11 protein-coding genes are annotated in these 12,357 nt (G+C 37.3%); 5 read left to right on the plus strand and 6 right to left on the minus strand.

The features are described 5' to 3' along the window. Positions 1-62 precede the first annotated feature (62 nt). The 4 genes from GWI59_RS12600 (at position 63) to GWI59_RS12615 (ending at position 5,427) form a co-directional block, all read left to right on the plus strand. Positions 63-2,102, plus strand: coding sequence for an IreA family TonB-dependent siderophore receptor (locus GWI59_RS12600; protein ID WP_161724804.1), 2,040 nt, complete (start codon positions 63-65; stop codon positions 2,100-2,102). Between the two features lie 115 nt (positions 2,103-2,217). Next, positions 2,218-3,075, plus strand: coding sequence for an alpha/beta hydrolase (locus tag GWI59_RS12605; RefSeq protein ID WP_229096483.1), 858 nt, complete (start codon positions 2,218-2,220; stop codon positions 3,073-3,075). 392 nt (positions 3,076-3,467) lie between these two features. After that, a complete protein-coding gene (locus GWI59_RS12610; protein WP_109399814.1) occupies positions 3,468-4,637 on the plus strand; it encodes an MFS transporter in 1,170 nt (389 codons plus the stop codon). A 202-nt stretch (positions 4,638-4,839) separates the two neighbouring features. After that, positions 4,840-5,427, plus strand: a complete 588-nt coding sequence (locus GWI59_RS12615; RefSeq protein WP_354384688.1) for a DUF1287 domain-containing protein — start codon at positions 4,840-4,842, stop codon at positions 5,425-5,427. Between the two features lie 466 nt (positions 5,428-5,893). Here the strand turns inward: GWI59_RS12615 and GWI59_RS12620 are convergent, their stop codons facing one another. Further along, positions 5,894-6,277, minus strand: coding sequence for a YkgJ family cysteine cluster protein (locus tag GWI59_RS12620; protein ID WP_072063318.1), 384 nt, complete (start codon positions 6,275-6,277; stop codon positions 5,894-5,896). A gap of 403 nt (positions 6,278-6,680) precedes the next feature. Further along, positions 6,681-7,025 carry a DMT family protein gene (locus tag GWI59_RS12625; protein ID WP_006533623.1) on the minus strand — a complete coding sequence of 115 codons (345 nt, stop codon included), beginning with the start codon at positions 7,023-7,025 and terminating at the stop codon, positions 6,681-6,683. Positions 7,026-7,313: 288 nt separating this feature from the next. Between GWI59_RS12625 and umoC the strand changes: the two genes are divergently transcribed. Beyond that, the gene (gene umoC / locus GWI59_RS12630; protein ID WP_109847756.1) at positions 7,314-7,718 is read left to right on the plus strand and encodes a lysozyme inhibitor LprI family protein; all 405 of its coding nucleotides are present in this window, start codon (positions 7,314-7,316) and stop codon (positions 7,716-7,718) included. 122 nt (positions 7,719-7,840) lie between these two features. Here the strand turns inward: umoC and GWI59_RS12635 are convergent, their stop codons facing one another. The 4 genes from GWI59_RS12635 to GWI59_RS12650 all read right to left on the minus strand — a co-directional run bounded on the left by GWI59_RS12635 (position 7,841) and on the right by GWI59_RS12650 (position 12,345). Then, on the minus strand, positions 7,841-8,545 hold the full coding sequence (locus tag GWI59_RS12635) for a LutC/YkgG family protein (RefSeq protein ID WP_109399817.1): 705 nt from the start codon (positions 8,543-8,545) through the stop codon (positions 7,841-7,843). Position 8,546: 1 nt separating this feature from the next. Next, positions 8,547-9,968, minus strand: a complete 1,422-nt coding sequence (locus tag GWI59_RS12640; RefSeq protein WP_072063315.1) for a LutB/LldF family L-lactate oxidation iron-sulfur protein — start codon at positions 9,966-9,968, stop codon at positions 8,547-8,549. Positions 9,969-9,980: 12 nt separating this feature from the next. Then, positions 9,981-10,700, minus strand: coding sequence for a (Fe-S)-binding protein (locus tag GWI59_RS12645; RefSeq protein ID WP_072063314.1), 720 nt, complete (start codon positions 10,698-10,700; stop codon positions 9,981-9,983). A 118-nt stretch (positions 10,701-10,818) separates the two neighbouring features. Further along, positions 10,819-12,345 carry an L-lactate permease gene (locus tag GWI59_RS12650; RefSeq protein ID WP_161724807.1) on the minus strand — a complete coding sequence of 509 codons (1,527 nt, stop codon included), beginning with the start codon at positions 12,343-12,345 and terminating at the stop codon, positions 10,819-10,821. Between the last annotated feature and the right edge of the window lie 12 nt (positions 12,346-12,357).

Raw genomic sequence — 12,357 nt, forward strand, 5'->3', positions numbered from 1 at the left:
TTTGATTAAGTTAATATTAATCATTCTCATTACTATAACTGTTATCAATTCAGGGAACCACTATGAACTTTAAAATGGGTGTTTTAACAGCCTGTATTTTATCTGCCTCTTACCCGCTGTATGCACAAGAAAATAAAGAAGAGAAACTTGTTGTATCAGCATCAGGGTTTGCTCAACAAATTACAGATGCACCAGCAAGTATCACCGTGATTAGCAAAGAACAACTCGCAAAAAAACCGGTTCATGATTTAGCCGATGCCGTAAAAGGTGTTGAAGGTGTTAGCATTAACGGTAATGCCAACAAACAAGAAATCACGATGCGTGGTTTGCCGGGTGAATACACACTTATTCTTGTTGATGGTCGCCGTCAAAATAGCCGCGAGTCGCGCCCAAATGGGAGTGGTGGTTATGAAGGTGGCTTTATTCCACCCGCAGATGCGATTGAACGAATAGAAGTGATTCGTGGACCCATGTCATCTCTGTATGGTTCAGATGCAATGGGTGGTGTTATCAATATCATCACTAAACCAGTAACAAAAGAGTGGCATGGCTCTGTTGCACTTGGCGGTACATTGCAACATAACCGTGATGCAGGTGATTCTATTAATGGTGATTTTTATCTTTCGGGGCCTTTAATTGAAGATAAATTAGGCCTACAGCTTTATGGCAGTAGCTACTTACGTGCAGAAGATAAAATCACTTATGGGCAAGGTCGTAATGACAATAAAAATATTACGGCAAAATTGGCATTCACACCGACTGATAATCAAACCATTTTATTAGAAGCAGGTCGTAATACGTTACAACGCACAACGACACCAGGTAAATCCATGAGTGAATTTACCAATCGTGGTGGGCGTCTTGATAAAAACAAGATGTTAGAAACCAATAATGATCGTAACCATTGGGCATTAACTTATAAAAATCAGTTTGATATTCTTCACTCTGAATTAAGTGTTTATCAAGAACAAACTAAACGTATTCAAAAAACCGAAGCCGTTGATAAGGCGACGGGAAATAGCTATAAATATTACGAAGCTCGTCGCCCTGAGATCACTAATACCGTTTTTGATGCAAAATTTACCGCGTTTTTACCTTCAAATGTGATGACCTTTGGTGGTCAATATCAATATTCACGTTTAAAAGATGAATCATCTCTTGGTGGCAAAGATATAAAACAATCGACCATTACGGCTGATCAAAAAGCGTTATTTATTGAAGATGAATATAGCGTTACGGATGATTTAGCATTGACGGGAGGTGTGCGTCTTGATGATCACGAGTATTACGGTAATCACTGGAACCCAAGAGCCTATGCCGTTTATCATTTAACAGATGAATTGACTTTAAAAGGTGGTGTAGCGAAAGCCTTTAAAGCGCCAAGCCTGCGTGAAATCAGCCCAGAATATGGCACCTCAACCGATAAAGGCCATGCAATTATGGATGGTAATCGTGATTTAAAACCTGAAACTTCAGTTAGTCAAGAAATTGGTATTGGTTATGATAACGGCGATGGTGTTACTGCAAGTGTGACTTTCTTTAATACGGATTTTAAAGATAAGTTAACGAATTACAAAACTGCTGAGAAAGATCCAATCACTGGATTAGATTTATATCAGTATGACAATGTAGGAAAGGCGAATATTAAAGGAATTGAAACCGCGATTGGTTTCCCTATTGCTGAAAGCTGGCATATTAATGCGAACTACACCTATATTGATTCAGAACGTAAAAGTGATGACGAAAAGCTAGCTTCTGGTGAGTCATTAAAAGGATATCCACTAGATATGACGCCTAAACACAGTGCCAACGCGCGCGTGGATTGGCAGTTTGATGAAGCGACTAGTTTTTATGCCAATACCGCTTATACGGGCAAACAAATTTGGGCAGCACAACGAAATAGCCATTCAGGTGCACGTTATCGTAGTGGGTACACAACCTTTGATTTAGGGATGACTTACAACTTTAATAAAAATACCATGTTTAACTTCGCAGTATTAAATATTACAGATGAAACAGGGCCTGCTGTAAATGATAAAGGCGGTAACTGGGTAGTTGATGAAGGACGTCGTTATTGGGCGAACATTAAATATAGTTTCTAATTGAGCCTAAATTGAAATAAACCCCGTATTTTATATGGGGTTTATTTTTTATCACTTTCTATTATTTTCAGTTTAACTGTTCACCTTTTTATATTACTGACAGAGTATCTGATTTATGCGAATACTAATGTTATGTGGAATGATTATGTTATCTGCGGTTGCTCAAGCTAGACCTAACCAAGAAGTGCCTAAAATTGAAGAACAAGCACAATCTTATTATCAAATCACACAAAAAGAAGTGGCATATGAAGGAAAACAATATCGTCTCTTTCTTGCTATTCCTAAAAATACCACTAAGGCAGCGCTAATTTATAGTGTTGATGGAAATGCGCAGTTTCCATTGATGATAAACGAAGCTATAAAGCAGAAAAATAAACCGCTACCTGCAATTATTAGTGTGGGGTATGTGGGTGATAAAGCTTATTTTATTACAGAGAGAACGCATGACTATACGCCGAGTGTAAAAGGAGAGGCATTTAATCAAGGCGGAAATGCAGAGAGTTTTTATCATTTTATCCTAATGCAAGTCAGGCCTTATGCGTTTGAACAACTCGCGAAAGAGAATATTTCAGTTACCCAGCAATCTCTTTTTGGTCACTCTTTTGGCGGTGTATTTACGCTATATGTTTTATTTAATCATCCAGAAACGTTTCAACGTTATATAGCAGCAAGCCCTTCTTTATGGTGGGGAAACGGTGAGTGGGTAAAAAAAGAGCAATGGCAAGCTATTCCTGATGATATTTCTATTACAATAACGCTAGGTGAAAAAGAAGAAAAACCAGATTTAAGTAAATTAAGTGAAGAACAACAAAAGAATTATCAAGAACGTAGTAGTTGGTTAACGCAACGCCAGTTATGCCAATATTTATTGGATGAAGGAAAACAGTGTAAATTTTATCTATTTGAAGGTAAAGGCCATGGTGGTTCAATCCCTGATGCCATAAATATTGCTTTAGAAAAAAGTGCAGAATAAACAAAAGTATCTCTTTATTTTTAGCTATCCTATAGGGCGATAATAGGATAGCTATAAGTATTTCTTATTTTACTGAATACGTATTTATCCGTAATGATTTTAATAAAAAAGGTTTATCTTTTTATTAAAATAAATATTTTAATCAAGCTATTTATTTTTTGTAGGAAAAGACGATAATTGTGAGTGATATAAATAAAATTGTTTGTTGGCATTAGATTTTATAATTTTATTTATGGCAGTTTAAGCGTTATATTCGCGTCTCCTAAATTTAGGGACGCCATCCACTGTTTTCACCTTTGTTTCTTTTATCTTTCCTAGATAAAAGAACCGCCTCTATCTGGCATCGAGAAAACAGCGCATCATCAACCGTTTTGATTGTGGAGACGAGGGTAGTGAAACAGCACACTACTTTGGTACGCAAAGGCGACAGTACATTAGTACCTGTGGCTGGGTTAACGGTATTTGCTATCGCGTCAGGCTATTTAATGAGTTTAATTCCGCTGTCTATGAGCAGTTTTGGAATGGATACACTCTATGCCAGTTGGTTAGCAAGTATTTATTTTATCGGATTATTAATAGGTTCAGTCATGATAGAACCTATTATTGCAAGAATAGGGCATCGTCTTTCTTTCGTTGTATTTTTATTATTACTGGCAGTGACTGTCGGTGTGTTGCCTTTCATGCCTTATTTATCAGCATGGATAATTTTCCGTTTTATTGGTGGTATGGCGGTCGCAGGGATATTTGTTGTTGTCGAGTCATGGCTATTAATTGGCGATAATCCTAAAGAGCGAGCTAAACGCTTAGGTTTTTATATGACCTCGCTTTATGGTGGCACAACATTAGGACAATTGGCAATTGGTGCAATTGGTACGCAAGGCGCTATCCCGTTTATGGCGATATTAGTTTTGTTATTAATCGCCGTATTACCGCCTCTGCTTTTTAAACAAGGGCAACCACAAGGACATGATCATAAAAGTTTGTCACTCAAGCAGATGAGCCGATTAAATAAAGCGGCTTTAGTGGGCTGTATGGTCTCTGGTGTGGTGATGGGCAGTATTTATGGCATGATGCCATTGGCTTTAAATCAAGGGCAATTTACAACAGACCAAATAGGTGTGTTGATGGCAGCAATTATTTTAGGAGGAATGGTGGTTCAGCCTATTATTAGCAAATTGTCTGTGATGATAAGTAAGACACTGTTATTAGCGATGATGTGTTTAGTGGGCGTTTTTGCCATGGGACTGACTTATCTTTCTAGCGATTATATGGTGCTTATTATTGCACTAGCGTTATTGGGAATGTCTTCTTTTGCACTTTATCCTATCGCTATTACATTGGCGTGTGATCATGTTAATGCAAGTTATATTGTCGCAATCACACAAGTAATGTTATTAAGTTATAGCATTGGTTCTGCCATTGGGCCTTTAGGCGCAGGAATGTTTATGGCTCAAGCTGCCAATAATGGCATTATGAACTTCTTCTTTGTGGTGTTATTAGTGACGGCGATTTATATGCTTTTTGCCAGTTTACGACGCAAAAGCCATATTGTGTTGAACTAACAATTTCTCTTAATTAGATCTCTTTCTCTTTTATTTTATTATCAGCCGAGCTAACTGTAAAAAGTCGCTCGGTTTTTTATGTTATATTTAAAAATTAATTAAGATTCCACTTATATTTTTATACTGTGTTTTATCAGTATAAACAGATCATCCAATCCCTTCTTTAAAGATAATGGATTTAACTTTTCATGGAGATTATATAATGAGAATAACGGTACTCAGCTTTTTGCTTTTATTGATTATTCCTTTTTCAAGTGCCAAAGCAATAACGGCAGAGCAAAATAAAAAGCTGGTGGAATATGCCACTGATTTACCAAGAGCCGTAATTTATGACTCAGATTATCGCAAAATAGATTACCCAAATGGTGATGTTCCTGCTTATAAAGGAGTTTGTAGCGACGTTATTATTCGTAGTTATCGTGGAATTGATATCGATCTACAAAAATTACTGCATGAAGACATTAAAGCACATTTTTCTGCTTACCCAAGTAAAAGACTGTGGGGATTGAATAAGCCTGATACGAACATTGATCACCGTAGAGTTCCCAATTTAGAAGTCTTTTTTACACGAAAAGGAAAAGTAAAGCCGATTACAAAAAATGCAGAAGATTATGTACCAGGCGATATTATTAGTTGGCGCCTAGATAATGGGCGGCCTCATATTGGCATTGTAGTAAATAAAAAAAGTTGGGACAATCAACGCTATCTCGTTATGCATAATATTGGATTTGGGCAAGTTGCTGAGGATGTCTTATTTTCATGGAAAATAACCGGGCATTTTACTTACTAAATAGGTAAGTGAGGAAAAATTGAGATGTTTAGTTTTTTATAAAAAATAGAATAAAAATAACAACAGTAAAAAATATAAAATTTAAAAAATAATGTCCATACTGATTTTATGTAAAGTATGGGCATTATTTCTGGGAAAGAATATTTTCATCAGAAATATTCATAATTATTCCTCTAAGCCACCGAGTAACATACTAACGACAGCAGTAGAACAGATAAAAGAAAGGAAAAGGATAAAAAAAGAGCTACTGATCATAATGCCCCCCAAGTTTGTTGCTTCTTTTAAATAAAAAACCTCACTAAATAAGAGTTATTAATTAATTCTCTTATATACTAGGTTATTTAAAAATAAAGTCAAACTAACGTGTTATTTAATAATGCTTTTTTGTTCTATTATTTTGTTTTTTATAAAAAATGCATATTGGGTAGTATTAAATGATCAGGAGGGGATTAACCCCTCTGATGTCTTACGCGCTGTGAGGTAATGTGATGTGAGTTAATGGCGGTAAACCATAAGCCGCTCTCGCACGATCGCAAGCTTCATTATGGATGCCATTTACCCAAGATTGTTGGAACTCACGGCAAGGAGAAGGGCGTTGCTCGTAGATAGAGCAGCTTACACACTCTCCCACCTCACCAATCAGTTTGTCACAGCGTGGTTTTTTAGAATTTGTTCCTTTCATGCAAGAGAGAAAAGGCGTTAATGGCTCTGTTAGTTCATCAGGAACCACGCCTCCACCACTTACCATTTCAGCCCAATAGAACGAAACTCTAAAATAGGCGCAACAAGCACCACAATGCATACAGGGGTTATCCTGCATATAAATAAAATCGTTAGAATGTTTGCTCATACCAGATACCATTTTATCTGACGTTAAAGTGACAAAACGCACGTTCTAAGTGTTCGGTAGTTTAAGAGAAGCAAAAAAGACAGAGAAACGATGCTTCTCTTAGAGCAATCATTATGCGCTGAATGAAAAATATTTTTCAAGAGAAATATTTCTATATGTAGAGCGTATTTATTAAAAAACAGACTATTATTTTGGAAAAATTATCTAAATAGACTATATAACTTAATGGTAAGTGATGGTGTTATTTAACCCTCCGTAAAAACCACACTATAAATAGTATTAAAAGTAATCAAAAAGTTAAGTTTTGAATAAAAAAGCCTTATCAGTTTTGATAAGGCGATAATAAATAAGCGTAGATAATATGCTGAAAAGATGAGCTAACAATATCTATTAATTGGTTTTTCTAAAAAGGACCTTTAAAGATAAATAAAGCACCTGCACCAATTAAAAGAAAACCAATAAAGTGATTTAATGTAAAATTTTCTCCTAAATAAGTGACAGAAAAAATAGCGAAAATAGTTAATGTGATCACTTCTTGTATGGTTTTTAATTCTGCCGCACTGTAATAATTATGACCAATGCGATTTGCGGGTACAGCAAAACAGTATTCAACAAAGGCAATCAACCAGCTTAAAATAATGACAACAATAAGGGGTTTATTGCCATATTTTAGGTGTCCATACCAAGCAAATGTCATAAAAACGTTGGAAATGATGAGAAGAATAATGGGAGTGAATTTGTAGAGCATATTGGTGATACCACTGGTCGTTTTTAGTTAAAAATTGCCAATAAGAATGGTATGAGATTACTGCAAAAAAAGTGGATTTTCTATTGCTATACTAAGAAAAAAAACAGGTTTAAATTTAAAAGGCATTAATAATGTTTTTTTATAATTACTTGATTGAAATTTAAAGTTATCAAGTAATATGCGATATATCATTAAAATGATACTGTTCACACTAATAGATGTAATATTGGCTATTTTATACATTATGTTGAGCATAAATTTTATTATAAATATCTATAAGGAGTTCGTGTGAAGATAAGTTTATTTATGATCTTCTGTAGCTTACTGACAGTTAGTTTTTTTTCTTTGGCACAAAACAAATACGATCCTTTAGCAAAATGTTATGAAGTGACTGCAAACGAGCCAAGAACAGCAGTGCAAGCTTGTTTATTGGATGAGTTAAAACTGGCAGAACAGCAAATGAATGTCATTTATGACAAAAGTAAGAGTGATCTTGAAGATACTGATTCTATTGCAGCGAAAAGTGCCATTGATGCATTAGCCAGTTCTCAACAGCATTTTATTCAATTTAGAAGCGCTGAATGCCAACGACAATCTGCGTTACTAATGGGGGGAACGGGGGCAGGAGATGTTTTACTCGCATGTGAAATAAAATTGAATCAATGGAGAGCAAAAGTTTTATTAAATAATTAATTGGTAAACAATAGAGAAAACCCAAAAGCCATTAACTTATCTTTTGGGTTTGATTTAGGAGTCGATGATTGACTCAGACTGTTAGTTATTTTGTTATCGTTTTAACGTTATTTTATCTTGAATTAGCAATCTTCAATAATTAAATAAGCCGCATGAACAGGGCCATGAACCCCCCACACTTTAATCAACTCAATATCAGCAGTAGAACTTGCACCACCAATTAAATTGATACAAGACGGCATTCTTACACCTTCTTGAGCCATCTTATGTAAACGCTCAGCAATTTGAGCCACACGAGGCAAAATATCACTTTTACGTAGAATAACAATTGATGTTTCAGGTAGTAAGCTAACGGCACGTCCTTTTTCTGGTGAAGAAAATAAGACAATCCCTCCTGATTCAGTTAGGCCCGCTTCAGCAAAGACAATTCCAATTTGAGAGCGTTCAGCATGAATAATATTTTCATGACCAAGTTCTGGGTTCCAAATATAGGTTTCGTATTTTTCACTAATCGCTTTTGTCACACCTAGTGCATCTAGGCGATCATCACCACTTATTACCACTGAGCCTTTACAATCATAACTTTCACAGAGATCAATTAAGCTATTGATAAGCTCTTCTGGTTTACTAACAACACATTTCACCATTTGAGTTTGTGCAAAATCGGTAAATTCTTTGCACAATTCATCTTGAGTTAAATTAGTTAACCGTGTTTTTGCTAAATTATTTACCGGTGTAGGTTGTGGCTGTGGTTTATGAGCGATAGGACGCCCTAATTTTTCAGCAATAGTTTGCAGAAATTCATTACGGTTTTGTTCGTTTAACATGTTATTTTTTTCCTTCTGCTTTATGGCGTTTAAACCAACTACGGAAGCTATAACCATCCGGTTCAGGGAGATCGCGCGATTCCATCCAATCGTTAAGAACACTGATTTTGATTGGTGTAGAACCATTTTTGATCATTAATCCCGCCATTTTCGCACCAACATTCATACCCACTTTCCAAAGAGCAGGGTGTGAATTGAGGTAGTTAAACATACCGGTGACTCGACGTTCAGCTTTGGGTGTAAGACCTGTTTCTGCCATCACTCGGCGATGTTTTAAAATGAGTTGTGCTAAAGGAATTTTGACTGGGCAAACCACATTACATGCATTACATAATGAACAAGCGTAAGGGAGATCATGGAAATCTTTATAGCCCCCTAGCAGTGGTGAAATGACCGCACCAATTGGACCTGGATAAATTGAACCATAAGCATGTCCACCAATATTACGATAAGCAGGGCATGTATTAAGACAAGCACCACAACGGATACAGCGTAAAATATCTTTAAATTGTGAGCCTAAAATTTCAGAACGGCCATTGTCGACAATCACTAAATGGAATTCTTCAGGACCATCAACATTGCCAGCTTCACGTGGGCCAGTTACCCAAGTGTTATAACTGGTTAAACGAGAACCAACCGCGCTACGGCATAACATTGTAATTAATGGATCAACTTCTTCAAATGTCGGTGCCACACGTTCCATGCCCATGACTGCAATATGGGTTTTAGGTAATGTGGTGGTCATTCTGGCATTACCTTCGTTAGTGACTAAACAGACGGTGCCTGTTTCAGCTACTGCAAAGTTACAACCAGTAACGCCAATATCTGCAGAAAGGAAATCTTGTCTTATACGTTGTCTAATGAAAAGCGTCATATCTTCAGGCGTTTCACTGCCTTCATAATTGAGTTTTTCATTTAAGACTTTGCGAATTTGATAACGATCTTTGTGGATCGCAGGAACCACGATATGAGACGGTGGATCGTTATCTAATTGAAGAATATATTCACCAAGGTCAGTTTCGATGATCTCAATGCCTTCATTCTGTAAGGCCTTATTCATCCCAATTTCTTCGGTGACCATTGATTTAGATTTTACGATCTTCTTCGCGTTTTTCTTTTTGGCAACGTCACAAATGTAACGAGAGGCATCTTCTGCTGTTTTAGCAAAATAAACATGACCTCCGTTTTCTGTTACTTTTTCAGATAATTGATAGAGATAAGCATCTAAGTTTTCAAGAACATGGTTACGGATTTGTTCAGCGCGATCACGCCACTCTTCCCAATCTCCCAGCTCTTTGACCATGATTTGACGGTTAGCCCCAATACGTTCTTGCGCCATAACAACCGCATTACGCATGATTGTGTCTTTCATTTCATGTTCTAGACGAGGTCTGAAATCTATATCACTGGTTTTGATAGACATAAGCAAGCTCCCTTATTGGCTCATTAAAACTTGTGCAATATGCAACACTTTTACAGGACGCTTTTCACGACTTAAGCGACCTTGAATGTTGATTAAGCAACTTGTATCGGCACCAATGACATAATCAGGGCTCACATCCATGATATGTTTTACTTTTTCGGTCACCATCTCGCCTGAAATTTCAGACATCTTCACGGAGAATGTCCCCCCAAAGCCACAGCAGGTTTCTGAGTTTGCAAATGGCAACATTTCAAGACCTTCAACATGTTTTAATAATGTTAAAGGCTCACTTACGACACCTAATTTTCTGGTTAAACTGCAAGATGGGTGATAAACCGCTTTACCAGGAAGGCGAGCGCCAACATCAACAACACCAAGTTTGTTAACAATAAAGCTGGTTAAATCAATCAGGCGATCGGCAACACCTTGTGCCCGTAATGCCCATTGAGGTTCATCAGCAAGGTAAGTTGGATAGCCTTTAATGGCATAAGTACAGGAGCCTGCGGGTGAAATAATGGGATAGTCGTTCACTTCCAATGTTTCAATTAACGATTTCATGGCTGGTTTTGCGTTATTTACATAACCGCTATTAAGCGCTGGCTGACCACAGCAACCTTGGCGTTCTTGAAACAAGACTTCGCAGCCTAATTTTTCAAGTAACAGGACGGTGTCTCGAGCTGAATCTGCTTTCAGCACATCACCAAGACAGGTCGCATAAAAATTAACTTTCATTAATCGAACTCCAAAACATCGCTCAGATGTTGTCATTTTTACTAAAGATAAAATTCTTTTATTGATTTGTTATAAGAGGAGAAGAGTGGGAATGAACACACTCCCTTCTCCTTATTAATTAGTTCATTAGATGATAAATAATACCGATCTTCGCCCCGAGAATAATGATATAGGCGATACAGTATTTTAAGGTTTCACGCATGATGGCACTGCTTTGACCATCCATTTTGGTCGCTGAAACAGCAATGGCGATACTTTGTGGTGAAATCATTTTACCGCCCGTAGCACCAGAGGTATTTGCAGCAGCCAGAATAAATGGATCGATATTGAGTTTAGCGGCCGCACTGGTTTGTAACTTACCAAACAGTACGTTAGAGTTGGTGTCACTACCGGTTACGAAGGTTCCCAACGCACCGATTACTGGCGCAATAAAGATAAATCCTGCACCTGTGAAATCAACTAAGGTTTCGGCGATACTGCCAATCATGCCACTGAAATCCATGACAGTTGCCATCGCTACAATTGCTGTGATGGCAATAATAGAGTTTTTCAGTTGGATCGTCGTTTTAACCAGAACAGAGATAAGTGTTGAAACGCTTGCACCTTGAATGGCGCCGCCTACAAAGCTGGCGAGAATAATTAATACACCTGGTGTACTTAACCAAGCAATGGTTTGATATTCCGTTTGTGTCTCACTTAATACAAATGGGATCTTTGTGGATATTGAACCCGCCATGCTTTGAAGTGTAGGGAATAAAGGTGAGCACGCTAAAATAAAAATAAAGGTAAACAAGTAAATAGAACTTGCTACTAACAACTCTTTGCCCGTGTGCTTTTTGATATTTTGTTGTTTATCACCACTGTTTTTCATGCGTTTAGCAAGGAAAATAACCACAATTAAGCTGACTAAGCTACCAGCAAACGCCGGTAATTCAGCACCTAAATTAGCAGCAACGATATATTGAGGGATCAGTGTACTGATACCACACATTAAAGTAATAAATCCGACACCTTTAATTGCTTTAATTCCACCACCAGCAATGGCAACGATGACAAAAGGCAAGACGATATTAAATAATCCCAACTGAATGATAATCGTTTTACTTAGCACTAATACATCAAGCCCAGTGTTTTGTGCCAAAATTGAAACAGGAATGCCGACTGCACCAAAAGCAGTAGGAACCGTATTGGCAACTAAAGAGGCAACAGCTGCTTTAAAAGGATCAAATCCAAGTGCGATTAAAATGCCGATAGGAATGGCAACCGCAGTACCATAACCCGCAACTGCTTCAAGGAAGCCACCAAAACACCATGAGATAAGCAGAACTTGCACGCGCTTATCATCACTTATACCCGCGAGTACATCTTTCAGTACATCCATGCCACCTGTCTTTAGCATTAAGTTATAACTATAAATAGCGGCAAGAATGACGATGATGATTGGCCACAATCCTTTAACTGCACCATAAAGGACCGAGACTGAAGCAAATTGAATGGTGTTGTTCCAATGGAAAATGGCCAGCGCAACCGTTATCACTAAAGACACAAGCACGGCATGGTGAACGGCTGATTTCATTTTTAAGATCATAAAAATCAAAACCGCTAAAGGCACAATACCTAATAAGAATGATAGATAGTCGGACATGATTATTTTTAT

The organism is Proteus sp. G2673, assembly GCF_009915125.1.
GTDB classification, from domain to species: domain Bacteria; phylum Pseudomonadota; class Gammaproteobacteria; order Enterobacterales; family Enterobacteriaceae; genus Proteus; species Proteus penneri.

Excerpts from the sequence above, each read along its gene's own strand:
- GWI59_RS12615 (WP_354384688.1), top strand. The coding sequence starts at position 4,840 with ATGAGAATAACGGTACTCAGCTTTTTGCTTTTATTGATTATTCCTTTT.
- GWI59_RS12605 (WP_229096483.1), top strand. The coding sequence starts at position 2,218 with ATGCGAATACTAATGTTATGTGGAATGATTATGTTATCTGCGGTTGCT.
- GWI59_RS12625 (WP_006533623.1), bottom strand. The coding sequence starts at position 7,025 with ATGCTCTACAAATTCACTCCCATTATTCTTCTCATCATTTCCAACGTT.
- GWI59_RS12640 (WP_072063315.1), bottom strand. The coding sequence starts at position 9,968 with ATGTCTATCAAAACCAGTGATATAGATTTCAGACCTCGTCTAGAACAT.
- GWI59_RS12645 (WP_072063314.1), bottom strand. The coding sequence starts at position 10,700 with ATGAAAGTTAATTTTTATGCGACCTGTCTTGGTGATGTGCTGAAAGCA.
- GWI59_RS12650 (WP_161724807.1), bottom strand. The coding sequence starts at position 12,345 with ATGTCCGACTATCTATCATTCTTATTAGGTATTGTGCCTTTAGCGGTT.
- GWI59_RS12620 (WP_072063318.1), bottom strand. The coding sequence starts at position 6,277 with ATGAGCAAACATTCTAACGATTTTATTTATATGCAGGATAACCCCTGT.
- GWI59_RS12635 (WP_109399817.1), bottom strand. The coding sequence starts at position 8,545 with ATGTTAAACGAACAAAACCGTAATGAATTTCTGCAAACTATTGCTGAA.
- GWI59_RS12600 (WP_161724804.1), top strand. The coding sequence starts at position 63 with ATGAACTTTAAAATGGGTGTTTTAACAGCCTGTATTTTATCTGCCTCT.